The organism is Asticcacaulis sp. MM231, assembly GCF_964186625.1.
In the GTDB taxonomy this organism is placed as follows: domain Bacteria; phylum Pseudomonadota; class Alphaproteobacteria; order Caulobacterales; family Caulobacteraceae; genus Asticcacaulis.
Window position 1 is genome coordinate 2,197,264 of sequence record NZ_OZ075108.1, and the last position, 26,728, is coordinate 2,223,991.

Annotated in this window: 22 protein-coding genes; 6 read left to right on the forward strand and 16 right to left on the reverse strand. The window is 58.3% G+C overall.

What is annotated here, in order from left to right:
• The first annotated feature begins 107 nt into the window (after positions 1-107).
• From ABQ278_RS10790 to ABQ278_RS10800, 3 genes are all read left to right on the forward strand, one after another.
• On the forward strand, positions 108-515 hold the full coding sequence (locus ABQ278_RS10790) for a MerR family DNA-binding transcriptional regulator (RefSeq protein ID WP_018081823.1): 408 nt from the start codon (positions 108-110) through the stop codon (positions 513-515).
• Positions 516-557: 42 nt separating this feature from the next.
• A complete protein-coding gene (locus tag ABQ278_RS10795; RefSeq protein WP_349319594.1) occupies positions 558-2,345 on the forward strand; it encodes an acyl-CoA dehydrogenase C-terminal domain-containing protein in 1,788 nt (595 codons plus the stop codon).
• Between the two features lie 96 nt (positions 2,346-2,441).
• Positions 2,442-3,806 (forward strand): serine hydrolase, encoded by a 1,365-nt coding sequence (locus tag ABQ278_RS10800; RefSeq protein WP_349319595.1) that lies wholly within the window; start codon positions 2,442-2,444, stop codon positions 3,804-3,806.
• A gap of 61 nt (positions 3,807-3,867) precedes the next feature.
• Here ABQ278_RS10800 and ABQ278_RS10805 read toward each other — a convergent pair whose 3' ends face one another.
• A complete protein-coding gene (locus ABQ278_RS10805; protein ID WP_349319596.1) occupies positions 3,868-4,350 on the reverse strand; it encodes a peroxiredoxin in 483 nt (160 codons plus the stop codon).
• A 161-nt stretch (positions 4,351-4,511) separates the two neighbouring features.
• Here ABQ278_RS10805 and ABQ278_RS10810 point away from each other — a divergent pair, with 161 nt between their 5' ends.
• Positions 4,512-5,141: a YqgE/AlgH family protein gene (locus ABQ278_RS10810; RefSeq protein WP_349319597.1), complete on the forward strand. Its 630-nt coding sequence runs from the start codon at positions 4,512-4,514 to the stop codon at positions 5,139-5,141.
• Here the strand turns inward: ABQ278_RS10810 and ABQ278_RS10815 are convergent.
• The 10 genes from ABQ278_RS10815 to coxB all read right to left on the reverse strand — a co-directional run bounded on the left by ABQ278_RS10815 (position 5,138) and on the right by coxB (position 14,994).
• Positions 5,138-6,919 carry a bifunctional diguanylate cyclase/phosphodiesterase gene (locus ABQ278_RS10815; protein ID WP_349319598.1) on the reverse strand — a complete coding sequence of 594 codons (1,782 nt, stop codon included), beginning with the start codon at positions 6,917-6,919 and terminating at the stop codon, positions 5,138-5,140. The two genes, ABQ278_RS10810 and ABQ278_RS10815, sit on opposite strands and share 4 nt — an antisense overlap.
• Before the next feature lie 108 nt (positions 6,920-7,027).
• Positions 7,028-8,293: a pitrilysin family protein gene (locus ABQ278_RS10820; protein WP_349319599.1), complete on the reverse strand. Its 1,266-nt coding sequence runs from the start codon at positions 8,291-8,293 to the stop codon at positions 7,028-7,030.
• Complete coding sequence (locus tag ABQ278_RS10825; protein ID WP_349319600.1) at positions 8,290-8,994, reverse strand: SURF1 family protein; 705 nt, start codon at positions 8,992-8,994, stop codon at positions 8,290-8,292. The genes ABQ278_RS10820 and ABQ278_RS10825 overlap by 4 nt, the downstream gene beginning before the upstream one ends.
• The gene (locus ABQ278_RS10830) at positions 8,994-9,353 is read right to left on the reverse strand and encodes a DUF983 domain-containing protein (protein ID WP_349319601.1); all 360 of its coding nucleotides are present in this window, start codon (positions 9,351-9,353) and stop codon (positions 8,994-8,996) included. Before ABQ278_RS10830 ends, ABQ278_RS10825 begins: the two co-directional genes overlap by 1 nt.
• Entirely contained in the window at positions 9,353-10,249 is an 897-nt protein-coding gene (locus ABQ278_RS10835; RefSeq protein WP_349322147.1) for a cytochrome c oxidase subunit 3, read from the reverse strand. Before ABQ278_RS10835 ends, ABQ278_RS10830 begins: the two co-directional genes overlap by 1 nt.
• A gap of 116 nt (positions 10,250-10,365) precedes the next feature.
• Positions 10,366-10,869, reverse strand: coding sequence for a cytochrome c oxidase assembly protein (locus tag ABQ278_RS10840; protein ID WP_349319602.1), 504 nt, complete (start codon positions 10,867-10,869; stop codon positions 10,366-10,368).
• Between the two features lie 86 nt (positions 10,870-10,955).
• Entirely contained in the window at positions 10,956-11,177 is a 222-nt protein-coding gene (locus tag ABQ278_RS10845; protein ID WP_349319603.1) for a hypothetical protein, read from the reverse strand.
• Entirely contained in the window at positions 11,174-12,100 is a 927-nt protein-coding gene (locus ABQ278_RS10850; protein WP_349322148.1) for a heme o synthase, read from the reverse strand. Before ABQ278_RS10850 ends, ABQ278_RS10845 begins: the two co-directional genes overlap by 4 nt.
• A gap of 216 nt (positions 12,101-12,316) precedes the next feature.
• Positions 12,317-14,008: a cytochrome c oxidase subunit I gene (ctaD, locus tag ABQ278_RS10855; RefSeq protein ID WP_349319604.1), complete on the reverse strand. Its 1,692-nt coding sequence runs from the start codon at positions 14,006-14,008 to the stop codon at positions 12,317-12,319.
• A 23-nt stretch (positions 14,009-14,031) separates the two neighbouring features.
• On the reverse strand, positions 14,032-14,994 hold the full coding sequence (coxB, locus tag ABQ278_RS10860; protein WP_349319605.1) for a cytochrome c oxidase subunit II: 963 nt from the start codon (positions 14,992-14,994) through the stop codon (positions 14,032-14,034).
• Between the two features lie 494 nt (positions 14,995-15,488).
• Between coxB and tldD the strand changes: the two genes are divergently transcribed.
• Positions 15,489-16,928 (forward strand): metalloprotease TldD, encoded by a 1,440-nt coding sequence (gene tldD / locus ABQ278_RS10865; protein WP_349319606.1) that lies wholly within the window; start codon positions 15,489-15,491, stop codon positions 16,926-16,928.
• Between the two features lie 246 nt (positions 16,929-17,174).
• A complete protein-coding gene (locus ABQ278_RS10870; RefSeq protein WP_349319607.1) occupies positions 17,175-19,208 on the forward strand; it encodes a hypothetical protein in 2,034 nt (677 codons plus the stop codon).
• A gap of 134 nt (positions 19,209-19,342) precedes the next feature.
• On the opposite strand, the gene ABQ278_RS10875 is transcribed toward ABQ278_RS10870, so the two are convergent.
• The 5 genes from ABQ278_RS10875 to ABQ278_RS10895 form a co-directional block, all read right to left on the reverse strand.
• On the reverse strand, positions 19,343-21,259 hold the full coding sequence (locus ABQ278_RS10875) for an oligopeptide:H+ symporter (protein ID WP_349319608.1): 1,917 nt from the start codon (positions 21,257-21,259) through the stop codon (positions 19,343-19,345).
• 136 nt (positions 21,260-21,395) lie between these two features.
• Positions 21,396-22,778: a glutamate--cysteine ligase gene (locus tag ABQ278_RS10880; RefSeq protein WP_349319609.1), complete on the reverse strand. Its 1,383-nt coding sequence runs from the start codon at positions 22,776-22,778 to the stop codon at positions 21,396-21,398.
• A 128-nt stretch (positions 22,779-22,906) separates the two neighbouring features.
• Positions 22,907-23,653, reverse strand: a complete 747-nt coding sequence (locus ABQ278_RS10885; RefSeq protein ID WP_349319610.1) for a 16S rRNA (uracil(1498)-N(3))-methyltransferase — start codon at positions 23,651-23,653, stop codon at positions 22,907-22,909.
• Between the two features lie 9 nt (positions 23,654-23,662).
• Complete coding sequence (locus ABQ278_RS10890) at positions 23,663-24,598, reverse strand: alpha/beta hydrolase (protein ID WP_349319611.1); 936 nt, start codon at positions 24,596-24,598, stop codon at positions 23,663-23,665.
• A gap of 104 nt (positions 24,599-24,702) precedes the next feature.
• The gene (locus ABQ278_RS10895; protein ID WP_349319612.1) at positions 24,703-26,646 is read right to left on the reverse strand and encodes a peptidase M61; all 1,944 of its coding nucleotides are present in this window, start codon (positions 26,644-26,646) and stop codon (positions 24,703-24,705) included.
• Between the last annotated feature and the right edge of the window lie 82 nt (positions 26,647-26,728).

Here is a 26,728-nt window from a genome sequence, read left to right on the forward strand (position 1 = left end):
CCTAACGTAAACAAATGAGTTGACGATCTTTCTAAATCGACATAATCTTTACGTTGACGTCAATGTAAAGCTTTGACATACTCCACCTGCAACGAGAAAAAACGGCCATGGAAACGATTCACAAAGACCGCACCTATTCGATCCGACAGCTCTCGAAAGAGTTTGATGTCACCGCCCGCGCCCTGCGTTTTTACGAGGACAAGGGCCTGATCTCACCGGAACGCAAAGGGCAGACCCGCCTCTATTCCGCCCGTGACCGCGCCCGCCTGCAACTGATCCTGCGCGGTAAGCGCCTGGGCTTCTCGCTCATCGAAATCCACGAAATTCTCGACCTCTATACGCCGAAAGATCATGGCACCGCCCAGATGCGCGCCACCCTGGCCAAGTATCGCGGCCAGATCGAAACCCTGAAGCGCCAGCGCGAGGATATCGAAGCGGCGATCAAGGACATGGCCGAGGGGTGCGTCTGGCTCGAAGATCAGATTCACCAGCACGAAGCGGAAGCTTCAAACTAATCAAAACTCTATTTCGAACATCTCAACAGGGATAACAAGAAAATGGCCTATCAAGCTCCGGTACGCGACTATCAGTTCCTCTTTGAAAACGTCTTCAAGACCGATCAGTACAGCAACCTGAAAGGCTTTGCCGACGCCGACAGCGCCACGGTCATGGCCATTCTGGAAGAAGCGGCCAAGTTCACCGAAGAGGTAGTCCACCCGATCAATATTACGGGCGACAAGGAAGGCTGCGTTCTCAACCCCGACAAGACGGTCACCGCGCCCAAGGGGTACAAGGAAGCCTATAAGGCGCTGACCGAGGCGGGCTGGACGGCGCTGTCCGGCGATCCGCAATATGGCGGCCAGGGCCTGCCGCACTTCGTCAACACCGCCTTTTCCGAAATGCTTTCCGGCGCCTCGTCGGCCTTCGGCATGTATCCCGGCCTGACCGAAGGCGCCATCTCCGCCCTCACCGCCGGCGGCACGCAAGAACAAAAAGACCTGTATCTGCCCAAGCTGATCAGCGGCGAATGGTCCGGCACCATGAACCTGACCGAACCGCACTGCGGCACCGATCTCAGCCTGCTGCGCACCAAGGCCGTGCCGAATGGCGACGGCAGCTACAGAATTACCGGCCAGAAGATCTGGATCTCTGCCGGCGAGCACGATTTCACCAGCAATATCTGCCATCTGGTTCTGGCCCGCCTCGAAGGCGCACCGGCCGGCGTCAAGGGCATCTCGTTGTTCCTGGTGCCGAAGTTTATACCCGATGCCGCCGGCAATCCGGGAGAACGCAATAAACTCGAATGCGCCGGCCTTGAGCACAAGATGGGCATCCACGGCAATTCGACCTGCGTCATGATGTACGATGAAGCCAAGGGCTTCCTGCTCGGTCAGGAAAACGAAGGCCTCAAGATCATGTTCTACATGATGAACAATGCGCGCTTTGGTGTCGGCCTTCAGGGCCTCGCCATAGGTCACGCCGCCCTCGTGGCTGCCAATCAGTTCGCGAAAGACCGCTTGCAGGGCCGCGCCCTCACAGGCCCGAAGAACCCGACGGGGCCAGCGGACAGCATCCTGGTTCACCCCGATGTGCGACGCATGCTGCTGGAAAGCCGCGCCCTGATCGAAGGCGGCCGCGCCTTCCTGACTTGGGTATCCCTGCTATCCGATCTGGCAAAGGTGGCAGAAGATGAGGCCAGTCGCGAGAAGGCCAGCAATTCTGTAAGCCTGTTGATCCCTGTGATTAAGGCCTATCTGACCGAGAAGGGCCTGAAGGTGACGCAGGACGCCATGCAGGTGCACGGTGGGTCAGGCTTCACCGAGCACTTCCCGGCCTCGCAATATATGCGCGATGTCCGCATCACCCTGATCTATGAAGGCACCAACGGCGTGCAGGCGCTCGATCTGGTCGGCCGCAAGCTGCCGTCCAAGGGGGGGCGCGCCCTGCAGGCCTTCCTTGCTGAAATCGACGCCTACATAGCCGCTGAAGAAGCTGGTTCGATCGTTCCCGCCTATATCAAGGCTCTGAAAGACACCAAGGCCAAGCTGTTTGATGGCACGATGTGGCTGATGCAGAACGGCATGGGCAATCCGGATGCCGCTGCGGCTGGCTCGATGGATTACCTGCACCTCTTCGGCCTGACCTGCACCGCCTATATGTGGGCGCGCATGGCCAAGGAAGCGCAGGCCGAGGTTTCCGCCGGCTCGACCGATCCCTTCTTCGATACCAAGCTCAAGGTCGGCCGCGTCTTCCTGGAGCGCATCCTGCCCGACGCCGATGCACACCTGATCAAGATGAAAGCCGGTTCGGAAGGCTTGATGGACCTGGCCGACGATCAGTTCTAAACGATTAAGCCGGTCCTCTTGGGGCCGGCTTTTTTGTTTCTCCGGTTAATTGCTCTTGTCACAATCCCGTCCTAAGCTTTCGCTTTAACCTGGGGCATGACGTTGATCCGGAAACTGCTGACAGGCCTTGGTGCCGTGCTGATCGCAGGCCTTGCTGGCGTGCTTATCTGGCTGTTCGTGGCGCCGCCCGAACTTTTCCGCGTCGCCGATGGCTACGCCGCCAAGATAGTCTGTTCCAATGTCTTTCTGGCGGGGCGTGACCCTCAAGCCGTGCTGGCTGATGACGTGCAAGCCCCCGGTAATCCGGCGCTCAAGCTCGTAAAGGTCAAGGTCGATACTGAGGCGCGCTCCGTTACGGCGCGCTTCCTCGGTCTGTTCGCGCCATCCGGTGCGCTCTACCGCGAAGGCCTCGGTTGCGCCAGCGTGCCCGATCGGAACTGGACGGCGGCCCGGAGCGTCCATCTGGCCGCAACACCCGTGATCTCACATGAAACGAACGCGCTTTGGCCGGATGGTAGCCGCGTCGAAACCGCGCCATCGCCCTTGATCGCCAAAATTCTGGCCGATCCACAGCTGACCGGCCCAGGTATGCGCGCCGTGCTGATCATCAAGGATGGCCGTATCATCGCCGAGACCTATGGCAAAGGCTTTACACCACAAACCCGCCTGCTCGGCTGGTCGATGACCAAGACAGTCAATGCCGCCCTGATCGGCCGCCTCGTTCAGGCTGGCAAGCTTAGCCTCGATGACACGGCGCTATTGCCGCAATGGAGCGATGCACGCAGAGACATCACCCTGCGCGATCTGGCGGCGATGAAAAGCGGACTGGCCTTCAATGAGGACTATGGCGATGTGTCGGACGTATCGCGCATGTTGTACGGCCAGCCTGATATGGCCGCTTTTGCCGCCGCCATGCCCCTGACCGCAAAACCCGGCACGGCCTATAGCTATTCGACCGGTACCAGTTTCATTCTGGCGCGTATCTGGATGAACAAACTCGGCGCCCAGGCGCTGCCTTACCCCCGTGAAGCCCTGTTCGGCCCTCTGGGCATGACGAGCGCGGTGCTGGAGACCGATGAACACGGCACGTTCGCCGCAGGTTCCTATCTCTACGCCACGCCGCGCGACTGGGCGCGCTTCGGCCAGTTTCTGTTGCAGAACGGTGTATGGGAGGGCCAGCGCCTGTTGCCGGAGAACTTTGTCGGGCTAATGCGAACCTCGAACGGCTCGGACGAGGGCTATGCGCAGATGCAGACCTGGCTGAAAGGTCCCGGCGAAAGCGACACTGGCCATTCGGCAGGCCTGCCGGCGGATACCTTCTGGCTGCGCGGCCATGACGGCCAGAGCCTCACAATCATGCCGTCGCACCGCCTGATCGTACTGCGCATGGGCCTGACGCCGTGGGACACCGGTTATAGGCCGGAACCGCTGGTTAAGGCTGTGGTTGAAGCCAGCAAGTAAGGCGAGGAGGCCCGGCGAACGTTACATTCGCGAACTAAAGTGCCTCCTCGACCTCATAAGCTTAAATGTTTTCCAGCACGTATTCGGCCGAGGAAACACGGAACTCGCCGCCTTCTTCAACGAACAGCTTATTGATCGTGCCATCCTTGATCACGGTGGCGTAGCGTTGCGAACGCGGCCCCATACCGAAGCCCGATGCGTCGAGCGTCAAGCCCATGGCCTTGGCGAAGTCGCCATTGCCATCAGCCAGCAAGACCACCTCATCGGTGATACCCTGATCCTTGGCCCAGGCCTTCATGACGAAATAATCGTTGACCGAGGTGCAGGCAACGACATCGACACCCTTGGCCTTGAAGTCGGCAACATGATCCTTGAAGCCCGGCAGGTGGCGCGCGCTGCAGGTCGGGGTGAAAGCGCCTGGTACGGCGAACAGAACCACCGTCTTATCGGCGAAGAAGTCCTTGGAGGCGACAGGCGTGGGGCCTGCCTCGTCGACCACGGTCAGGTTGAGGTCGGGTAGTTTGTCACCGGCTTGCAGGGTCATGTGATATCTTTCTGTAAAGAGCAGGTTCGTCGCTGTTAGATGGAGCGCCATCAAAATGCGATACGGATGGCTAGGCGCTTTCGTGCGATTTGGCAACCGCGACAGCCGCGCCTATATGGGGTAATATTGAATCTAATTTCAGCGCCTTCAAAGGAGCAGATATGATAACGACCATTGAAGACGGCCTGCTACCGGCTCACGTCTCCTACCAGGGCCAGTTGCTGATCGCCATGCCGAGCCTGGCCGATCAGCCCTTCGATCACAGCGTCATCTATCTTTGCCAGCATGACGAACAGCACGCCATGGGGCTGATTCTCAACCAACCGATCAGCGGCCTGAACTTCAGCAAGATGATGAAGGAACTCGGCATCGAGAGCGGCAACCGCCGGCTTGCGACGCAAAAGATCTATCGCGGCGGCCCGGTGCAGAATGATCGTGGGTTCGTGCTGCACAGCCTCGATTACCAGATCGACGACATCACCCTCGACCTTGGCGGTCCCTTCATCAGCCGTCCCGATGGTGAGGAACAGGGGGTCGGCCTCACCGCTTCGCGCGATATTCTGGTCGATCTGTCCGGTGGCGCCGGCCCGGCCCGCAGCCTGATTGCGCTGGGCTATGCCGGATGGGGGCCAGGCCAGTTGGAAAGCGAACTGAGTCAGAACGCCTGGCTCGTAGCGCCGGCCAGTCAGGAACTGCTGTTCGGCAGCGACCCCGATCATCTGTGGGCGCGCGCACTGGGAAGTATGGGTATAGAGCCTGTACACCTGTCAGGCTTTGCCGGCACAGCTTAGAGACCTATTGAGGCCACAAGAAAGGCTTCGGCTTCATTATTTTTCAAGGCCTTGGCAAAGCCATAGCCCTGCCCTAACCCGCAGCCAAGGCCATGCAGCCGCGCCGCCACCGTGGCGTCCTCGACCCCTTCGGCGACCACATCCAGACCAAAATCACGGCCGAGCGTCAGAATAGCGCGCACGATCTTTTCTGACGACGCGTCGCTTGTCAGCGTGCTGACAAACGAACGGTCGATCTTCAGCGTGTCGAACGGCAGCTTGGCAAGATAGCTCAAGGAGGAGAAGCCGGTGCCGAAATCATCAAGCGCGATACCCGCGCCGGCATCGCGCAGCGCTTCCAGCACCCGCGCCGTGGCATCCGGATCGCGCATGACGTCGCTCTCGGTCACTTCCAGCTTGAGGCATTTGGCCGGCAACCCGGCATCGCGGATCAGGCGTGACACGTCCTCGACCAGATGCAGGCGCTCGATTTCCGGCGCCGACAGATTGACGCTGATAAAGAAACCTTCCGGCAGATCATAGGCAGCCCGCCATTTGGTCAGGCATTTCACCGTGGCGCTGAGAATTATGGTGCCTAGATCGGTCATCATGCCGAGATCACGCGCTGCGGTCAGGAAATGATCGGGGGGGATGACGCCGCGCTTGGGGTGCTCCCAGCGCGCTAAGGCTTCAAAACCCGCGATAACGCCGGTTTCCAGATTGACGATCGGCTGATACCAGGCGTGAATTTCGCCGCTGATAAAGGCCTTGCGCAGTTCGGCTTCAAGCGCCAGTCGCGTCAGGCCATCGCTTTCCAGATCGCGTTTATACGACGCGACGGCACCTATGCCCTTGGACTTGGCCGCTTCGACCGCCATTTCAGCGCGGCGCAGTAGCTCGGCGCTGGCCAAGGCCGCCTCGCCGCCTTCCACCGACACGGCGCCCATGGAAAAGGTCGGGTGAATGTCGAAGCCGGCCACTACGATCGTGCGCTCCAGCGCATTACGCATCCGCTCCGAAACCCTCGGAAAGCCGCGCTGGGTCAGGACAGCAAACTCATCCTCGCCCAGCCGGGCCAGCACGGATGTCTCACCAAAGGCATCGCGCAGACGCTGCGCCAGGATACCGAGCACCAGATCAGCGCGTTCATGGCCCAACGCCTCATTGAGGCGACGGAAACGGTTGAGATCGCCCACCACCAGATCGTAATCGCCTTCGCGCATCAGGAAGGTGCGGGCCGCCGCCAGAAAGCCTTGCCGGCTATGCAGCCCCGTCAATTGATCGCTGTGCGCATCATGCAGGCCCAGATCGCTGCCGGCCGTAGCCGAACGGCTTACACGGCGCATATCACGGCTCAATTCAGTGAGTGTACCGAGCAGCAGATGTCGCGCCACCTTGCGCCCCTTAAAATAGACCAGGCGCAGGTCTTTGAGGCGCAGCATGCATTGCACCTGATCATCGCCCGGAAGATCGGCAGCCGTATGCACTTCCTGTGCCCGTAGCGCCATCTCAAGACGCTCGATCTCGCCGCTGGCGAACACAGGCGTTATGTCTTCCAGCGTCAAGCGGCCACTCAGCAGCGCCAAATCCAGGTTGCGCAGGTCGCCCTTGAACTCAAAATGACCGTGCGACAGATCATAGGACCACAGAAGCGTATCGGCGCTGCGCAGGGCATTGGTTTGCGTTTGTGGATCTTCGAGCGTGGGCAGCACTCCATCTTTCGCGGCGCTTAGCACTTCGTGCCCGGTCCTGCCCGCAGGTCCGCCCATTTTCCAGCCGAAGAGATTGATGTCAGACATGAGGACTCAGAAACAGGCTAAAGGTCAGGCGTGAACCTAGATCATAACCGCTTAATTCGGCTAAGATTCGGTAAAAAACTAGAGGCAATCGGTTTAAGTCTTGCGACCTCAGGCCGCAAGTAGCCCCAGCGCATCGCCCATCGAGCGCGGCCCCAGCAGCGCGCTGGCGCAGGTCTTCTGCGCCGTTATGGCCGAGCCGACGCGCTCCAGATCATCGAGGCTGACACGCTCGATATCAGCGGCCACTTCATCCAGCGTGAAAACCTTCTCAAACGTCGAAAGCTGGCTGGAGAAGGTGCCGGAGCGCGAGGCAGCGCCTTCATGGTTGAGGAACAAAGAGGTCATGAACTGCGCCTTGGCGCGCTCCAGTTCCTCTCTTAATGGATTAGCCGAAAGTTCCGCCATAACCTTCTGTATCAGTTTGACAAGTGGCTCGACATCCTTGGCAGCACAACCGGCATAGACGCCAAAAACGCCTCCGTCACGATAGGGCGTGGTGTAGGCGTCGATGCTGTAGGCCAGCCCCCTCGCCTCGCGCGCCTCCTGAAACAGGCGCGAGGCCATGCCGCCGCCAAGGATTTCGCTGAACAGACGTAAAGGAATGATGTCGGGGCTCAGTCGGCTGATGGCGTCAAAGCCGAGCGTGATATTGGCCTGCTCGATCTTGCGCTTCTGCACCGCCTTGTTGGGCGTGAAGCGCAATTGCGTCGGCTTGCCAAACCCGGCATGGGGCGCGACATTATCGATATGGGCCCTGGTGGCGGCATAGACCTCATCGGGGGTGACGCCGCCGGATACACAGATAACGATCTGATGCGGGGCGTAAAGCGTATTGGCGAAAGCGCGCAAGGTCGCCGGCACTGCTGGTTTCAGGCTCTGCTTGGTGCCGAGAATGGGCCGCCCCAGCGACTGGCCGGTGAACATGGCCGATTGAAGCAGGTCAAAGACATGATCATCGGGCGTATCGTAAGCTTCGAGAATCTCCTGCTCGACCACCTTTTTCTCGCGCGTCAGTTCTTCGCCATCGAGCGCGGAGCGGAACATCAAGTCGGTGACGATCTCCAGCGCCAGCGGCATCAGCGAATTAAGACCGCGTACTTCAAAGCGCGTATGCTCGTAACCGGTGGAGGCATTGATAGTGCCGCCCTTATGCTCGATCGCCTCAGCCAGCTCGCGGGCATTGCGGCCGCCGGCGCCCTTGAAAACCATGTGCTCCAGCAGGTGCGCCCAGCCCGATTGCGCCTCGGTCTCAAACCGCGCGCCGCCATAGATCAGGGCGCTGAGCGCGAAGGTCTTGAGGCCGGGCATGGGATCGACCAGCAAACGCAGGCCATTGTCAAAGGTATAGAGCTTCTGGCCGTCAAGGATGTTCAAGGTTTGGCTTTCTTGTAGCGCTGGTAGATGACACTGCCGAAGACACCCAGCAAAGCCCAGCCAAGGCCGAACCACGTCAGGGCGTATTCAAAGTGCCGATTGGGCAGAGGCGCGGTCAGGCGCCCCTGTTGCAGACCGGCTATATCGGCCTTTGTGGCGGCAAGATCAAGGACAAGGAAATAATCTCCGCGCAACGGCATTTTCAATGCCTGCCCCATGTCCTGCGCCGAACGCCAGTACCAGTCATTTTCAGCGGTGCGATTGACCGGGGTGACCATGCCCGGCTTTTCAAACGGACGGACACGACCAACGGGCGTCAGGGAAAGCGGCATTATGAGGGGCAGCTTTTGTGTCGCAAACCCCAGATCGACCAGCATGGCTTGCGGCGCCAGCGGACACGCGGTCAGTACGCGGTAACCAGGTGTGCCGCCGACTTCGGAATGCATGTAGATCAGGCGGTCAGGCTGGATGTCACAAACCGGCAGGCTGGCCGAGCGCCAGTCCGGCTTGACCTGCGCCAGCAACGTTTCCGCCGGCACGGGCGGGGCGGACTCGCTACGCGCCATATCGGCGATCAGGTCCTCTTTCCATTTCAGGCGTTCCAGTTGCCAGATGCCCAGACCATTCAGCAGAGTGAAGGCGATCACAACGGCCACCAGCATACCGCGCGGCACGGCCTGCCAGATATCAGCGACGCGCATCAGTCGCGCACCTTGTTACGAAGCTGCGAGGCGATCATCAGGCTCTTGAGCACCGGCATCAACACGAGGCTTGTCACCACGGCCACGGCCGGCCAGATGAGCAGGTGCGTGGTAATCGACCAACCGGGATACAGGAAAAAGGTGGTCAGAAGACCCGCACACGCCAGGAAACCGGCGATCAAAATGACAAAGACGACGGGGCCGTCACCGGTATCCGCCGCCTTAAAATTTTGCCCGCAGACGGCGCAAGAGTTCGCCACCTTAAGGTAAGACTTATAGAGCTTGCCTTGTGTGCAGACCGGGCACTTGCCAAGGGCGGCAGCGGCAAAGCTCACCTTGCCGCCTTCTGGATCAGCCATTAATGCGAACCGCCGAAGATGACGTAGATGAAGGCGAAGAGGAAGAGCCACACCACGTCCACGAAGTGCCAGTACCAGGCAGCCGCCTCGAAACCGAAGTGCTTTTTGGGTGTGAAGTCGCCATTGATGGCCCGCAGCAGGCACACGATCAGGAAGATGGTGCCAATCAGGACGTGGAAGCCGTGGAAGCCGGTGGCCATGAAGAAGGCCGAACCGTAGAGATTGGCAGCGCCGGTAGCACCTTCAGCATCCGGGAAGAGGAAGAAATGGAAGTTATGCTCATGCAGCACTTCCATATATTCGAAGCCCTGAACCAGGGTAAACAGCGCGCCGAGAATGACGGTCAGGAGCAGGCCCTGAATGGCGCCCTTGCGGTCGCCTTGCTGGAGCGCATGGTGCGCCCAGGTGACCGTGGTGCCGGAGGTCAGCAGCAGCAGGGTGTTGACCAGCGGCAGATGCCAGGCATCGAGTGTCTCGACGCCTTCCGGTGGCCAGGTCGACCAGGCAGCGCGGACCTCCTCAAGGGCCGACATATCGCCCGAGCGCTGGCCATGGAACAGGGACATTTCAAAGAATATCCAGAAGAACGATACGAAGAACATCACTTCGGAGGCAATGAACATGATCATGCCGTAGCGCAGGCCAATCTGAACGACCGGCGTATGATCGCCCGCCTTCGATTCCTTGATGACATCACGCCACCAGAAAACCATGGTGAGGATGATCAGCGCCAGGCCGGTCAGCATCAGCCACCATTCGCCCTTGGCGATGCCGAAGAGACCGCGCATTCCGACGACCATGCCGAGCGCCCAAACAACCGCCGAAGCCGAGCCCATAAGGGGCCAGGGGCTCGGATTGATGATATGATAATCGTGTTTAACGCCGTGATGGGCCATTTCGTTCAACTCACCGTTCTTATCGCGCCCTTAAAAGGCGGCCGTTTTGTTTATCAGGCATAACCTAGATTTTTATTTATGCCAGTTCATAGTTAAACACAATGCAAAGACCATCTTCAAGATGCGGTTTTTGCATTTGCTTTCGGGTCTTTTGACTCAAAGAAAGTATAGGACAGGGTCACATCACCGACACTTTGCGTATCAGTGTTGGTCATCAGTTTGGGATCGAGGAAGTAAACCACCGGAATTTTGAGTGATTCCCCGGCTTGCAGCGTCATATCCTGAAAGCAAAAACACTGCGTTTTCATGAAATATGGCCCCATGGTATCGGGCAGGACATTATAGGTGGCGCGCGCAGTTATCGGGTGATTGGCATTGTTTTTGACGGTGAAATAGATCAACGCCGTCTTGCCGACACGCGTATCAACGTACTTTTTTTCCGGCCTGAAGGACCACGGCACGCCGTTGGTGTTGGTATCGAAGCGTACCCGCACGATGCTGTTGCTGTCGGTATGGATACCGGCAAGCGTGGCCTTGGCCTTACGCGCCGTACCATTAAAGCCGGTCGCATTGCAGAAGGCGCGATAGAGCGGCACCGACGCGTAGGCCAGTCCGCCCATGAAAACGAGCGCCCCCACCAGCGACAACGCCACGCGTGCGTTTTTGGATATGCCTTTTAGGGGGGGCTTTTCGGCGCGTTTCACGCTTATTGGCTCTTCGATGCCGACATAGCGGCCTTGGACTCAGCGCGGCTCACCGCATCCTTATGAATGCCCTGTGACATGCGTGCCATCGACACAAAGAAAACCAGGACGACGAAAGCGGCCAGCGCCAATCCGATATAGAGATTGCGCTTCTTCTGCGCCGCCACATAGGCCTCTTTGCCGGAGATTTCGGGGCCGGAAATTTCGGGAGCGTTTTCGGTCATGACATCAATCCGGTAATGGCGTGTTCTACCAGGAGTGTGGCGAACAGGGCCGTAAGGTAAAGGATAGAAAATGCAAACAGGTTGCGCGCCGACAGAGCTTCCTTCTTAACATCATAGAGGCTCTCCTCACCACCTTCGGGGTGATCACCGGCACGCGACAAATAGACGCGCACCGCCAGATAGATGAAGAAGGCGCCGCCCAGAATGGACACCGCAGCATAGACCAGACCGCCCATCTTGAAAGCTATCGGCAAACAGGCGACCGGCGCCATCACCAACGAATAGAGCAGGATTTGCAAACGGGTCGATTTGGCGCCTTTGGCCACCGGCATCATGGGTATGCCGGCATTGGCGTAATCTTCTGTCGTATAAAGTGCCAGCGCCCAGCTATGCGGCGGGGTCCACAGAAAGATGATGGCGAACAGTATCCAGGCCTCAAGGGGGGCATGACCGGTGGCAGCCGCCCAGCCGATCACCGGTGGAAAAGCACCGGCGGCACCACCGATAACGATATTCTGCGGGGTGCGACGCTTCAGAATCAGCGTGTAGAGCACGACATAATAGACAATGGTCAGGGCCAGCAGTCCGGCAGCAAGGCCATCCGGAAACGCCAGCCACATCAGGGCCACCGACAGGAAGGCCAGCACGCCGCCGAAAGCAAAGGCGTCGTTCTTGGTGATCCGCCCGGCCGCCACAGGGCGCAGACGGGTGCGGCGCATCAGGGCGTCAGTTTCCCCTTCGATGGCCATGTTGAGCGCGCCCGCCGCCCCTGCCCCGATGGCGATACAGAAAACAGCGACGGCACCGAGGAACCAGTTCATCTGACCATTGGCGATGATCATGCCGGTCAGGCCTGTGAAAACCACAAGCGACATCACCCGCGGCTTAAGCAGGTCAAAATAATCTCGCGGCGCGCCACGCATCGCTTTCGAAGCGTAGGCCGCCTCTAGATTGGCCGCCAGTTCCTCTCGGGTCAGGGTCGGTTGCTGTTTCACTTTGGGTTTGGAACTCAAGATAGTGCCTTCATGAACAAAGGGGATGAAGATCTTTTGAACCTTCATCCCCCGATGTAACTATTACGTCCGATCCGCTGTGGTGCGGCGAAAATGGCGGCCATTTTGCAGCCCACCACAGTTGGATCAGTGGTGCTCGTCTTCGTCCTTGATCACCGGCAATTCGGAGAACTGGTGATAAGGCGGCGGCGAAGACAGCGTCCACTCCAGAGTTGTGGCGCCTTCACCCCACGGATTGGCGACGCCCTTGCGGCGAACGATTAGAGCTTCGGCGAACATGATCAGGAAGATGATCACACCGACGCCGGTAATGGCGTAGCCGATCGACGACATCTGGTTCCAGTAGGTGAAACCGGTCGGGTAGTCGACATAGCGGCGCGGCATCCCTTGCAGACCGAGGAAGTGCTGCGGGAAGAAGATCAGGTTCACGCCAACGAACATCACCCAGAAATGCAGAAGACCGAGGAATTCGTTATACTTCACGCCGTACATCTTCTCAAACCAGTAGTAGAAGCCGGCAAAGATCGAGAACACGGCGCCGAGCGACAGCACATAGTGGAAGTGGGCAACGACGTAATAGGTATCCTGCAGCGAGTAGTCCACAGCGGCATTGGAGAGTACGACACCTGTGACACCACCGACCGTGAACAGGAAGATGAAGCCGATGGCCCAGACCATAGGCACCTTGAACTCAATCGAGCCGCCCCACATGGTAGCGATCCAGGAGAACACCTTCACGCCGGTGGGCACCGCGATGACCATGGTGGCCAGAACGAAATAAGCGCGCAGGTCGAAGCTTAAGCCCACAGTATACATGTGGTGCGCCCACACGATGAAGCCGACGAAGCCGATTGCCACCATGGCATAGGCCATGGCCAGATAACCGAAGACAGGCTTCTTGGAGAAGGTCGACACGATGTGTGAGATTATACCGAAGCCCGGCAGGATGAGGATATAGACTTCCGGGTGACCGAAGAACCAGAACAGGTGCTGGAACATGATAGGGTCGCCGCCGCCGGTCGGGTCGAAGAAGGCGGTGCCGAAGTTACGATCGGTCAGTAGCATGGTGATGGCGCCGGCCAGGACGGGCAACGACAGCAGAAGCAGGAAGGCGGTGACAAGCACCGACCACGCGAACAGCGGCATGCGGTGCAGGGTCATGCCCGGCGCGCGCATGTTGAAGATGGTGGTGATGAAGTTGATGGCGCCAAGGATTGACGAAGCTCCGGCCAGGTGGAAAGACAGGATGACAAGATCCATGGCCGGTCCGGGGGAACCGATTCTCGACGACATGGGCGGATACATGGTCCAGCCGCCGGCGAAGCCGTGTTCGCCACCGGGGCCCGACGGCGTAAAGATCGAGGTGCACAGCAGGATCCACGAAGCAATCAGCATCCAAAATGAGATGTTGTTCAGGCGTGGGAAAGCCATGTCGGGCGAACCAATCATGATCGGCACAAACCAGTTGCCGAAGCCACCGATCATGGCGGGCATGACCATGAAGAAAATCATGATAACGGCGTGAGCCGTGACGATCGAGTTATAGGCGTGCTTGGCATGGTCCGGATTCGACAGATCGAAGATGCCCATCGAGTTAAGCATCGATCCCTTGGCGAAAACCTGCAGGCCAGGTTCGAACAGTTCCCAGCGGATCAGGCCGGAGAAAGCGCCGCCGACGATGCCGGCGAATATGGCGAACAACAGATAGAGGGTGCCGATATCCTTGTGGTTGGTCGTGAAGACCCAACGGTCAAAGAAACCCGGCTTGTGATCGTGATCTGCGTCCGCATGATCATGAGAGGTGGCAGTGGAAGACATGATGGATATCTCTCTTACTGATCTTATGGCGCGACGGCTGCGGAGGCCGGTGTCACGGCGGGCGCGGCGGATGCGGAGGCGGTTGCAGGGGTAGCGGCGTCAGCAGCAGGCGCCGCGGCGGAAGCCGAGGCTTCGGCGCTGGCGGCAACGGCAGCGGAGGCAGCGGCCTCTTCAGCCGCCGCTGCGGAAGCGGCAGCTTCGGAAGCCAGCATGGCACGTGTTTTACCGCCCTGCTTGACGATGAAGGCGTCAAACTCGGCGTCGGAGACGACCTTGATTTCGATCGGCATGTAGGCATGGTCCTTGCCGCACAGTTCAGAGCACTGACCGTAATAGGTGCCGACCTTGTCAGCCTTGAACCACGTATTGTTCAGACGTCCCGGCACAGCATCGATCTTGAAGCCGAAAGCAGGGACGGTGAAGGAGTGAATGACATCAGCGGCGGTCGTCTGAACGTGGACGACGCGATTGACCGGCACCACCAGAACATTATCAACTTCGAGCAGATAAGGAATGCCGGCGGCCTTGGCGGTCTTCAGGTCCTTGGCGTCTTCACGCAGACGCGATTCGATATCGGTGACACCCAGTTCCGGATAATCGTAGGTCCAGAACCATTGATTGCCGGTGGCCTTCACGACGACATCAGGCTTTGGCATATTGTTATAATCGCGCAGCAGGCTGAGCGAATAGATGGCCACCACAACAAGAATCAAAACGGGCAAAACCGTCCAGACAATTTCAATCAGGGTGTTATGGGAGAATTTGGCAGGAACAGGATTGGCTTTTTTGTTGTAGCGGATAACGATCCAGGCCAGCAAAACGAGCACGAGCAGACAGATGAATGTGATGAGGGGGAACAGACCAAAATCATAGAAATTTTCGGTTTTGACCTTCAGGGCGCTGCCTGGCAATTGCCAGCCCATGGCCTTGTCGGTGGGCTGGCCAAGAATTTCCTTGATGTCCTCCGCAAAAGCCGATGCTGACATGGCCGCTGACAGAATCAGCGTCGAAACTGCTCCTGTAGCGGCTTTAAACAGCCCTCGTCCGAAAAGCCCTGTAGTGCCCATTCGAAGTACCCTCATTTATGTGTGGCCTCCAGTGCGCGCGCACGGTGACCTTATATTTGAAAATGCACAGGCTGTAGTGACTGTATCTATTTGCGAATTCGACGCAATTCGACCGTCTATTGATGCCCGTCCTGATCGTTTCCCTTAATGCCTTCACGGCAAAATGCAAAGAGCAAAAAGAACAATGCTCCTTTTTCACAAAGCCGGTAGCCAAAAAATCTCAACCGGCGGGCATATCCACACCCCAGATGCGGTCTTTTGTCGCATGCGGCATGGAAGCCCACCAGCCCTGCGCGTGAGTCGATCTGCGACTGAGTTGGGGTTTATTTGCGCGTTTGTGACACTTTGCCATGGCCATATCGCCTCTGCGTGCCTAAATAGAGGCCAGTCCCAGTTCAAAAGTGAAGATACTCATGGCCGATTCTCTTGATCTTACCGCTGCTGTTGCCGACTGGGGCGATTTCGATATTGCCGGCGCGCACAGTATTCTCGAAGTGGCGCTCAAAGGTGCTGACGATGGTGAGATATTCATCGAGAAGCGCGAATCCGAGGCGCTGCTGTTCGATGACGGCCGTTTGAAATCGAGTTCCTACGGCGCCGATCAGGGCTTTGGCTTTCGCGTTGTGGCCGGCGAGACCATAGGCTTCGCCAACAGTGCTGAACTGTCGCTCGACGCCATTCATCGCGCCGCCGAAGCCGCCGTGCTGGCCAAGAAGGGCAAGTCGTTCGACCTGAAAATGGCGACCGCCAATCCCGTTCGCTCCAACCAGTCCTACTATAAAGCGCATGACCCCCTGGCCGAAATGGCCTTCGCCGACAAGATCGCTCTGCTTCAGGCGATGGACGCCTATGCCCGCGACAGCCACAAAGGCGTGGCGCAGGTCTCGGCTTCGCTGGTCTGCGAAAAGCGCGCCATAACCATCCTGCGCAGCGACGGCGAGATCTATCATGATTACCGCCCGCTCGTTCGCCTCAATGTCAGCGTGTCGGTCGAGACCAACGGCCGGCGTGAAACAGCCTCTTCCGGCGGCGGCGGACGTATCTCCTGGTTCGACATCACGGCGCCGGAAAAATGGCAGGCGCAGATCGATGAGGCGCTGCGTCAGGCGCTTGTCAATCTTGACGCTGTAGCGGCGCCGGCTGGCGAAATGGACATCGTGCTTGGACCAGGCTGGCCCGGCGTACTGCTGCATGAAGCCGTCGGCCACGGTCTAGAAGGCGACTTCAACCGCAAGGGCACCTCCGCGTTTTCGGGCAAGATGGGCAAGCCGGTCGCGTCGAAGGGCGTCACGGTCGTCGATGATGGCACGATCCTTGATGCGCGCGGCTCGCTCAACATTGACGATGAAGGTACACCGACCGATTGCACGACACTGATCGAGGACGGCATCCTGGTCGGTTACATGCACGATCGCCTGTCCGCCCGTCAGATGGGCGCCAAAGCGACCGGCAACGGCCGCCGTCAATCCTATGCGCACCAGCCACTGCCGCGTATGACCAACACCTTCATGCGCGGAGGTAACGACAAGCTATCCGACATGATCGCCAATACGAAGAAGGGCCTTTATGCCGTCAATTTTGGCGGCGGCCAGGTCGATATCACCAACGGAAAGTTCGTCTTCCAGTGCACCGAAGCCTACATGATAGAGGACGGCAAGGTGACGTCTCCGGTCAAGGGCGCTTCGCTGATCGGTGACGGCCCCGCCGCCATGAGCCAGATCGACATGATCGGTGACGACTTCAAATTCGATCCCGGCGTCGGCACCTGTGGCAAGGCAGGTCAGAGCATCCCTGTGGGCATCGGTCAGCCCTCTCTGCGCATTCGCGGCCTGACGGTTGGCGGCACGTCTTAAGGCTGGATGCAGGGTTTTACATTAAATCTCTGTCATCTTGAGGTTGCCGCCATCTACGAAATTAATCGTAGATGACAACAGCAACCTATTGAATAAATTAATTTATGTTTTCCATATGCGTCACATTGCGACTTATTGTGGTTGAAATTGTTACAGCCATTTAACTTGCCATAATTGTGACCACATCTATGCCTGTCCCCAAGGAACGCCACCGTACACGCGTTTTCACCGGGGAAAGTCAATCTCATGCGCCTTCGTCTCACCACCGCGCTCGCCCCCATCCTGCTTGCGCTCGGCTGCCTGGGAAGCAATCCCGCCATGGCGCAGGACGGGGTTACACCGCCCACAGCCACCAGCGCCGGTCAGGTGCTCACCTATCAGCCCGCCTATTTCGCTGACTTTCAGGTCTCGACAGCCTTTGATATGGTTCTGCACGTTCCGGGCTTCGTCTTCTCTGGCGGCGAGGATGCCCGCGGCTTTTCCGGCACGGCCGGTAATGTGCTGATCGATGGCCAGCGCCCGACCACGAAGTCCGATCTCGGCAACACTCTATCCAACATCAATGCCGCCCAGGTCGATCACCTTGAGCTCGTCACAGGCGGCACGGCCGGCATCGACATGCATGGCCATCGCCAGATCGTCAATGTGGTGCGAAAGAAGGACGCCAAGCCAAACTTCTCGGTGCTCGGCATCTATCGCAATATGGACGGCCGCGCCAATGCCGGCGTCCTGCTCTTCACCTATAATGATAATAGCAACGGTAAAAGCACGGATATTACAGCGGATGTTTTCAACTTCTTCGACAATGGCGCTCAGAATAGCCGTCGCATCACGACCGACAGTTCCGGAGCTGATATTCTCAATATCCATCAGCACGCCGGCGGTACGGGCATCGAATCGCAGGCGTCGCATTCGCGTCCGCTGTGGGGCGGCAAGATCACCTTTAACGGCACCTATAACCCATCCGTCTACCGACAGAACACCACCTACATTTCAGGCAATTCCACCGGCCATGAGAATTTCATCGAAAAGGACACGCCGAGCGAGTTGGGCAGCCAGTATGAGCGCAAGCTCGGTCATGGCGTTGATCTCAACCTGAATGTGCTGATGCGTCACGAGCGGGTGCACGATATCGACATCTATACAGACGAGGACGGCACGGCCGATTATCGTGCGCTCAGCCTCACCGATGAGCGTATCCTGAATGGCCGCCTGCGATGGGAAAAGCGCGAGGGCCTGACGTTCGCCGTCGGCACCGAAAGCGTATTCAACAGTATGGACCGCGATTCCTCATTTGTGATGAACGCTTCCAGCCCGACCGTGCCGACCGACCACGTGCGCGTGCAGGAAGATCGCACGGAGACGTTTGCATCCGCCAACTGGAAAGCGACAAAGAAACTGAGCTTCGAGGTCGAACTGAAGGTCGAGGTCTCGACCATTTCTGTGCCGGCTGCCAATCGCGCGGATTCCTTCACCTATTACAAGCCGCGTTTCCAGGCCGTCTATGCCCTCACCGACAAGACCAAGATTAGCTGGAAAACCCTACGTCAGGTCGATCAGCTCAGTTTCAACGGCTTCGCCTCGTCGGTGGAATTGCAGACCAATCACGTCACGCTTGGCAACACCTCTCTGGTGCCGCAGAAGGACTGGCTGAACACGATCATCATCGAACATTCTTTCTGGGACAAAGGCGCCATCAGCCTGGCGCTGGAGCACTACGATTACGAGGATACAGCCGACTTTATCGCCGTCATCGATGATGGCGATATCTATACTGCCAACGGCAATATTGTTGCTTCGCAATGGGATAGCGTCCGTCTCAAGCTGGATACACCACTGGATCGTTTCCATGTGCGACATGGCACGCTGAGCCTCGAGTGGACCTATCGCAATTCGCGGGTGAAGGACCCGATCACTGGCAAGGAGCGTCATGTCTCCGGCGTTGAGCCGCATATCTATTCGGCCAGTTTCAGTCAGGAATTCCCGAAGTCCGGCACGAGTTGGGGCATTGATCTCGAAAGCGCCGGGAAGGATCGCAACTATCTGGCCAACGAACTGACCGACGCTTTCTTCGATCCGTGGACTCAGGTCTGGTTCCAGTACAAGACGCCGAAGAAGGTGACCTTCAAGATCATGGTGAAGAACCCGCTCAATCTGCGCTTTACACAGGACCGGGTGGTCTATGAGGGCCTGCGCGGGCTGTCGCCTGTGGCCTATACCCAGCACACGACCTCGAAGATTCCACCGATCCTGGAAGTCAGGCTCAAGAAGGACTTCTAATTTATGGGGCGTGGGGTCCGTGCCCCCACAAAGCCTTGCCTTATTCCAAAGAAAAATCCGGTTATAAAGACCTGGTTTTCTTTGGAAAGAGAGAAGACTTGGGGCCGCAGGCCCCAAACCCCATAACTAAGGAATTACTTATCCGCCAGGCCTTCCTCGACCGGCGCATCGGTATCGCTGGCCCCATGCGCCCAGCCCTTGATCAGGAAGGAGATCAGGAAGAAGGCGATGCCTAGACCGATACCCGTCCAGCCGATAGTATTGAAAGTCTTCAGCGAGGTCTGGAGCGCCGCACTGGCATCCAGAACCTTTCCACCGACGGTTTCCGTGCCCGCCATACCCGCGATCCAGCCAGCGAGGTACTGACCGCCGGACGTCCCCAGGAACCACACCGCCATCATGGTCGAAACCAGGGTGACCGGCGACAGCTTGGTCTGTTGCGAAAGCCCCACTGGCGACACAGCCAGTTCACCAAGCGTATGGATCAGATAGGTCAGCATCAGGAAGATCAGCGGCAGCTTGAAGGCGCCATCGGCCAGAGGCGAGGCCCACACCAGCACAAGGAAACCAAGTCCGGCACAGGTCAGACCGAAAGCGAACTTCTTGACCGGGTCCGGGTCCTGCTTGCGACGCGCCAGGAAAGAGAAGATGGCGGCGAAGATCGGCGCGAAAATCAGGATAAAGCCGGCATTGAAGCTCTGGGTGTTGGAGGCGGTGATACCCATTTCGATCCAGAAGTAATGCGCAGGCAGATTGGTCATCCCCGCCAATTGCTCGGTTGAAGCCAGCACGATGGGCCCAAGTCCACCACCTCCAGTACCTCCGCCACCAACAATGATCGGATGAGACAGAATATTGAGGTTGGTATTGCGCTCGGCGAACAGGCTCAAGGACGACCCCGCCTGCTCGAACAGCGACCAGAACACCACCGAAGCCAGGGTCAGTACCATGGCCAGGCCAAGGCGGTAGTTTTCCACCCGGTTAAACTTCGTCACCATCTGGAAGACGATGTAGATCATGATCAGGGTGAACGAAGCCAGCAGCACCAGACGCACATAGTCATTGTGCTGGATCAGCAGGAACACCACCGGGATGAAGATGATGCCGACAGCATAGATCAGCCATTCCTTCGACATCACGCCGCCGACCTTGGTTTTCACCGCCACCGGATCAGGCGCTTCCCCCTTGCCTTCCAGCCACTTGCGACCAAGCACAAACCATACAAGACCTGTAAGCATGCCTAGGCCCGCCAGTCCGAAACCGGCCCACCAGCCGTACTTGTTCCCCAGAAAGCCACACAGGATGGCCGCCCAGAACGAGCCCATATTGATGCCGAAATAATAGAGCTGGAAACCGGAATCGCGGCGCGGGTCGCGGTCCTTGTAAAGCTGGCCCACCAGCGACGAGATATTCGGCTTGAGGAACCCTACGCCCATAACGATCAGAGAGATCGACAGGAAGAAGGCGGTTTCCGCCCACGGCGTCATCTTTTTCACGCCGAACTCATAGGAGCCCTTGGGCATGACGGCGGGAATAGGCGCGTTCGCCGGCAGATCCTTGATTTCCAGACCGCCGTCCTTGGTCGGGGCATAATCATAAAGCTTGCCGTCCAGTTCGAGGCGGACCGTGCGCTCACCTTCGCGGCCCTTGGCGACGAACTCATACTGATGCCCGCCATAACTCAGGGTCTGCTGATTGGGCTGGCCTTCAAACGCCATACCGAAGTGGCCAAACACCAGCAAAAGGCCACCGAAGATGATGGCCTTGCGAGTTCCGATCCAACGGTCGGCTACCAGTCCGCCGACCAGCGGCAGCATGTAGACCAGCGTCGTATAGGAGCCGTATTGCGAATTGGCGCGGCTATCATCGAACAGGAAGTGCTGCGTCATGTAATATATCAGCAGCGCCCGCATCCCGTAATAGGAAAAGCGTTCCCACATCTCGGCAAAGAAGCACACAAACAGCCCCTTGGGCTGGTTGCGCATCTGCATAAGCACAGGGATAGCCGTAAGCGCTGTGATCAGCAGCCCGGCGAAAATTATGAAACTCATTCTGAAACTCGCAAAGGTCTTGGAACCAACCCTTCAAGGGTTGTGTCATTTGCAAGGAACAGAGCAGTTAATTTTTGGTTTTGCAAGCGGACTCGTCGCTGCACCTGCGAACAGTATACGATTTTAGCGCTTAAATTTAATAAGCTTCTTCTTCGTAGAGCTTACGGATATTGCCCTGCCACACGCCATTGAACTTTTCCAATAAACGATCGGCCGGGGTCAGGCCGCTGTCGGCAATCTCGAACAGTTCGCCAAGATAACCGCTTTCATCGACCATGCCGCCCGACAGCCGGTTGCGGCGCTTGAGGCCGGCCTTAGCGATCTCCAGCACGTCCATGGCCCAATCCTTGACCGGACGGCCGGCGATCTCGCCCTTGAGACCGGTTTTGGCTGCCATGGCGCGCAGGGTGTTATGGTCTTGCGTCGTCCAGCCCTTCACAAGCTCCCAGGCGGCTTCCAGGGAGGTCTGATCATACAGCAGACCGGCCCACAACGCCGGCAGCGCGCACAGACGGCTCCACGGCCCGCCATCGGCGCCGCGCATTTCGAGGTACTTTTTCAGGCGTACTTCCGGGAACAGGGTCGTCAGGTGATCGGCCCAGTCGTCCATGGTCGGCAACTGCCCCGGCAAACCCGGCAGTTCGCCCTTCATATAGGCTTTAAAATCCTGACCAGAGACATCGATATAATCGTCACGCTTGACGAAATACATCGGCACATCGAGCGCATATTTGGCATAGCGCTCAAAGCCGAAACCGTCCTGGAAAACGAAATCCAGCATACCTGTGCGATCCGGATCGGTGTCGGTCCAGACATTGGCGCGCGCCGACAGGAAACCGCTCGGCTTGCCTTCAATAAACGGTGAGTTGGCGAAAAGCGCCGTGGCGATCGGTTGCAAGGCCAGCGACACGCGGAACTTCAGCACCATATCGGCTTCGGATTCGTAGTCGAGATTGGCCTGCACCGTGCACGTGCGCAGCATCATATCCAACCCGAGGTTGCCCTTCTTCGGCATGTAGGCGCGCATAATCTTGTAACGGCCCTTGGGCATGACCGGCGTTTCCTCGCGCGTCCATAGCGGCGAGAAGCCGACACCCAGGAATCCGAGCCCCAGTTCCGACGCCACAGCCTTGACTTCTTCGAGGTGCTGACCGGTCTCATTACAGATATCGTGGATGGTTTCCAGCGGCGCACCGGAAAGCTCGAACTGACCACCCGGCTCCAGGGTCACCGAGGCGCCATCGCGCAGCAAGGCGATCAGCTTGCCATTTTCTTCGTAGGGCTTCCAGCCAAAGCGCTGCATGCCCTTGAGCATGGCTTCGATGCCATCGGGGCCTTCATAGGCCGGTCGGTGCAGGGTATCGAGGTGGAAGGCAAATTTCTCGTGCTCGGCGCCGATGCGCCACTTGTCGCGCGGCTTGCTGCCGGATTCAAAATAACCGACCAGTTCAGAAAAATTGCGCACAGGTTCTACATCTGAATTATAAGCCACGTGCCCTGCCCTCTGATAGGTCTGCATCAAGTTTGGCCTATATGGGCCGCCTTATCGTCACTGACAAGGCTACAGTTAGTTTTTTGCGACTCAATCGGCGAGAGCCTCCTCGCAACGGCTCGGACGGGCTTTGCCCTTGCCACCTTAGGCGGAGGTTACTTCCAGTCGCCAAGCGCGGCCTGATAGAGCGTAAGCGCGGAGATAGCTGCGGTATCGGCGCGCAGGATGCGCGGTCCCAGATTGACCGCATAGACGTCGTCACGGGCGCGCAAGGTTTGACGCTCCATATCATCAAATCCGCCTTCGGGGCCGATCAGGATGGCCGCACGCTTTTCACTCAATGTTGACAAAACTGCAAGCAAAGGTCTTGTGATACGTCTGTCGCCCTCGTGCGTGCTGTCTTCGTCGCCAAACAAAATGACATCGACATCGGGCTTGGCGAGGAAGCTTTCCAGCTTCACAGGCGGCAAAATCTCCGGCACATCGAGCCGCTCAGTCTGTTCGGCCGCTTCCTGCGCGATCAGTTTCAGGCGTTCCAGCTTGGTGTGATCGGCATTGGAGCGGCGGGTGATCAACAGTTGAATTTTGCCGACGCCCAGTTCTGTCGCCTTCTCGATGATGTATTCCAACGGCGTGCGCTTGATCAGCGCCACCGCCAAAACCGGCCCCTGCGCCTGGCCCTGTGTCTGCGTCTGTTCGGTCAGAGCAAGCGTCACATGACGCTTGCCGGCCTCGGCTATGCGCGCCGTCCACTCACCGTCGCGCCCGTTAAAGATAGCAATCTCGTCACCCACACCTTTGCGCATGACGGAGGTCAGATAGCGGCTCTGATCGCTGTTAAGCGCCAGAGATAAGCCTGCCACAAAGGCCGGCGTCGGTTCGGAAATATAGAGACGGATCATACAGCCGGTTTAGCGCTGAATAACCTTCGTGCCAAGATGAGCCGTGATAAAGCTGTCGACACTGTCGGTGTAGGCGCCAGGCAGTCCAAGCTGTGCGTTCACCTCGGCATGCTTCATATCCAGTTCCACCACCGGCGCCGACTGCCCCATCCCCTTCAATGCCTCGGCAAAATTATGGCTCTGGCCGCAGGAATTGTCCGACCGCTTCAAGGCGCAGACCAGCATCATCGGTACGGCCTCGGCCTTGAGCTGAGCGCGGGGCGACAGACGCGCCCAATAGGCGGGATCGCTGCCGAAGGCGTCGTCGTACAGATCGAGATGTTTACCCTTCATGACGGCGGCCACGTCATAGGCGGCGCTATCCAAGACGACGCTCGCCGCCCAGTCATGGCCGCCTGCCTGACGAACGCGAGACGGATCGGCCGACATGAGCGCCACCAGATGCGCGCCGGCGGAGTGCCCCATCAGGATCAGCTTAGCGGCATCGCCACCCCAGCTTGGCGCCTGCTTTTCTATGTAGGCGATAGCGGCGGCGACATCCTGCGCCTGCACATCCACCCCGGCATCAGGCAACATGCGGTAATCAATACTGATAAAGATATAGCCCTTGGGCAGCCAGTGCTTGATCTTGTTTTCGACCACGGCGGTCATGTTCTTGTCACCGACACGCCAGCCACCGCCGTGTACCATGACGATGACCGGGGCATGGTCCGGATTCGATGGCAGATAAACTTCCATGGATTGATCCGCATCGGTCCCGTAGACAGCCGACTTTCGCGTGGCGCCGGCGACGTACTGCCCCGGATCGATCGGCTGGGCAGCAGCGGATTTTTCTTTCATCCGCTGCATAAGACGCTTTCGGATGGGCTGGGCGTCGGCGGGCAAGGTTGCAGCACCTGCGGCCAGCAGGCAGGCAATGGCGGTGATCAGGCGTTTACAGCTCATGGCAGCGCTCACGAATGGGGTGTGGTATAACCGCCTGTAGCACCACCAAGCTGACGGGAAGATGAACGAAAAAGGCCTCTCCGTCACCGGAGAGGCCTTTCATCTTACTTCTTCTCGGCCAGGATATCATCGAGAAGCGCTGGCGTGCCTTCAATACGTTGCAGGACCGGGTAACGCAGGCCACCTGTATAATCAATCTTGATGACGCGATAGGTCTCGTCCATCTTGACGATCAACTCAATCGGCTTGCCGGACTTGGCAGCGGTGATCGCCAGCTTCAGGGCATCGCTGTCATAGGTTTTGCCATTGAGCGCCACGAGCGTGTCGCCCGGCGTCAGACCGGCCTTGAAGGCGGGGCTGCCCCATAGGACGCCGGCCAGAGTGTTGTCCTTGTTGTTGACCGAGAAACCGATGGAATAGCTGAGGTTGGTCACCTTTCCCAGGGTCTCGTTCCCCTTCCAAAGATCGCTCGGTGTCTCGGTATAGACAAGCTTGTAACCGCCACGCGTAATGCCGTCGAGCGGCGCACCGCCCTTATCGGCCTCGCCATGACCATCAACGCGCGTGAGCAGGAAGGTGGCCCAGTCATACGGGTAGACAGCGTTCAGCGTCTTGACCACGTCATCGAACGTGTAGGTCGCCTCGCCCCAGTCGCCGTTCTGGATGCCGAAGAAGCCCTTGGCGAAATTGTCGAGGGACTTCTTGCCGCCGGTCTTCTCGCGGATCAGCGTATCGGCATCGAGCCAGATCAGCAGACCTTCATTGTAGTAGTCTTCCGAACGCTGATAGGCACGCCAGTTCTGCGGCGCGCGGGCCGAGATCACCGGATCGTTGGTAGTGTCCTGCAAGGCGCGCCACGAACGGCCTGGCAGATTATCCAGGTTGGCCGCCGTCGCCGCCAGGTTTTGCAGCGCCAGTTCCTTGCTGTTCAGTCCCGAACGAGTTGCCAGAACCTGACCCCAGTATTGCGTCTGGCCTTCATAGACCCACAACAGGCTGTTGCGCATCGGCACCTGGAAGTTCGGCGTCCACAGATCGGCGCCGCGGCGGAACTTGCCGTTCCACGAGTGGGTGTATTCGTGCGCCAGCAGGTCGCGGCTGTAGCTGACCTTGGCTTCGGTCAGATACTTCTTTTCGACGCGGTTTTCCGAACTGCGATGATGCTCAAGACCGATGCCGCCGATCTGATCCGAAGCCGCCACAAGGAAATCGTAGTGGTCGTAATGATGCGCGCCGTAGAGCTTGTAGGCCTGCTGAACCAGCTTCTTGTGGACATCGATAAAGCCCGGCATGACGTCCAGTTGCTCTGGACTATCCGCCATCACATTGAGGCGCACTGGCGCAGGCCCCTCCGGATCGAGATCCCAGGTCTTGAAATAGCGGCCCGAGAAGATCGGCAAATTGATCAGGGTGTCATAATCGGTCGTCTTGAAGACCACCGTATCACCCGTCTTGCTGTCGGTCTCAAGCCCCGTGGCGTAACCCCAGCCTTCGGGGAATTTAACCGTCGCCTGCACCGGAATGCGCTGGGCGTAATACCCCGCCGGATAGAGGCTGGCGAAATTGAACTGAAGGTTCAGCATGTCGGGCGTCATGACCGCGCGACCGGCTGCCGCCGTGGTCGGCGCCAGATACTGGAATTCGACGTCCACCGCCGTCACGCCGGCCGGCACGTCGATATGGAAGGCCGTCACATTGATCTGATCACGCACCCAGGTGAGCGGTTTACCGTTGGCGGACACCAGAAGGCCGGCGATCTTGCTGATCTCCGAACGGTCAGAGTGCTTGCCCGGCAGCCATTCCGGCAGCATCAGGACCAGATCACCGGCTTTGCTGACCGGCACGGTTTCCTTGATACTGAAAATCTTGCGGTCAAGATCGGTGGCGTCAACCGTCACCTTTAGGACCCCCGGATAGGCGATATCCTGCGGGGGTGCGATCACCGGATCCGGCGGCGCCACGGTCTGAGCGCCCGCACCATAAGCTACCATGCCAGCCGACAAGGCGGCGCAAAGCGCTAGCGCGCTCGCAAAACCATAGGTTTTCATCAATTCTCTCACATAAAACGTCACACCCGGAGACAGTGAACCAAGCGCAGATCGTTACATTTGTAAAGACGATGTTCGCATG

Excerpts from the sequence above, each read along its gene's own strand:
- ABQ278_RS10790 (WP_018081823.1), top strand. The coding sequence starts at position 108 with ATGGAAACGATTCACAAAGACCGCACCTATTCGATCCGACAGCTCTCG.
- ABQ278_RS10795 (WP_349319594.1), top strand. The coding sequence starts at position 558 with ATGGCCTATCAAGCTCCGGTACGCGACTATCAGTTCCTCTTTGAAAAC.
- ABQ278_RS10800 (WP_349319595.1), top strand. The coding sequence starts at position 2,442 with ATGACGTTGATCCGGAAACTGCTGACAGGCCTTGGTGCCGTGCTGATC.
- ABQ278_RS10805 (WP_349319596.1), bottom strand. The coding sequence starts at position 4,350 with ATGACCCTGCAAGCCGGTGACAAACTACCCGACCTCAACCTGACCGTG.
- ABQ278_RS10810 (WP_349319597.1), top strand. The coding sequence starts at position 4,512 with ATGATAACGACCATTGAAGACGGCCTGCTACCGGCTCACGTCTCCTAC.
- ABQ278_RS10815 (WP_349319598.1), bottom strand. The coding sequence starts at position 6,919 with ATGTCTGACATCAATCTCTTCGGCTGGAAAATGGGCGGACCTGCGGGC.
- ABQ278_RS10825 (WP_349319600.1), bottom strand. The coding sequence starts at position 8,994 with ATGCGCGTCGCTGATATCTGGCAGGCCGTGCCGCGCGGTATGCTGGTG.
- ABQ278_RS10830 (WP_349319601.1), bottom strand. The coding sequence starts at position 9,353 with ATGGCTGATCCAGAAGGCGGCAAGGTGAGCTTTGCCGCTGCCGCCCTT.
- ABQ278_RS10835 (WP_349322147.1), bottom strand. The coding sequence starts at position 10,249 with ATGGCCCATCACGGCGTTAAACACGATTATCATATCATCAATCCGAGC.
- ABQ278_RS10840 (WP_349319602.1), bottom strand. The coding sequence starts at position 10,869 with ATGGGCGGACTGGCCTACGCGTCGGTGCCGCTCTATCGCGCCTTCTGC.
- ABQ278_RS10845 (WP_349319603.1), bottom strand. The coding sequence starts at position 11,177 with ATGACCGAAAACGCTCCCGAAATTTCCGGCCCCGAAATCTCCGGCAAA.
- ABQ278_RS10850 (WP_349322148.1), bottom strand. The coding sequence starts at position 12,100 with ATGCGTGGCGCGCCGCGAGATTATTTTGACCTGCTTAAGCCGCGGGTG.
- ctaD (WP_349319604.1), bottom strand. The coding sequence starts at position 14,008 with ATGTCTTCCACTGCCACCTCTCATGATCATGCGGACGCAGATCACGAT.
- coxB (WP_349319605.1), bottom strand. The coding sequence starts at position 14,994 with ATGTCAGCATCGGCTTTTGCGGAGGACATCAAGGAAATTCTTGGCCAG.
- tldD (WP_349319606.1), top strand. The coding sequence starts at position 15,489 with ATGGCCGATTCTCTTGATCTTACCGCTGCTGTTGCCGACTGGGGCGAT.
- ABQ278_RS10870 (WP_349319607.1), top strand. The coding sequence starts at position 17,175 with ATGCGCCTTCGTCTCACCACCGCGCTCGCCCCCATCCTGCTTGCGCTC.
- ABQ278_RS10875 (WP_349319608.1), bottom strand. The coding sequence starts at position 21,259 with ATGAGTTTCATAATTTTCGCCGGGCTGCTGATCACAGCGCTTACGGCT.
- ABQ278_RS10880 (WP_349319609.1), bottom strand. The coding sequence starts at position 22,778 with ATGCAGACCTATCAGAGGGCAGGGCACGTGGCTTATAATTCAGATGTA.
- ABQ278_RS10885 (WP_349319610.1), bottom strand. The coding sequence starts at position 23,653 with ATGATCCGTCTCTATATTTCCGAACCGACGCCGGCCTTTGTGGCAGGC.
- ABQ278_RS10890 (WP_349319611.1), bottom strand. The coding sequence starts at position 24,598 with ATGAGCTGTAAACGCCTGATCACCGCCATTGCCTGCCTGCTGGCCGCA.
- ABQ278_RS10895 (WP_349319612.1), bottom strand. The coding sequence starts at position 26,646 with ATGAAAACCTATGGTTTTGCGAGCGCGCTAGCGCTTTGCGCCGCCTTG.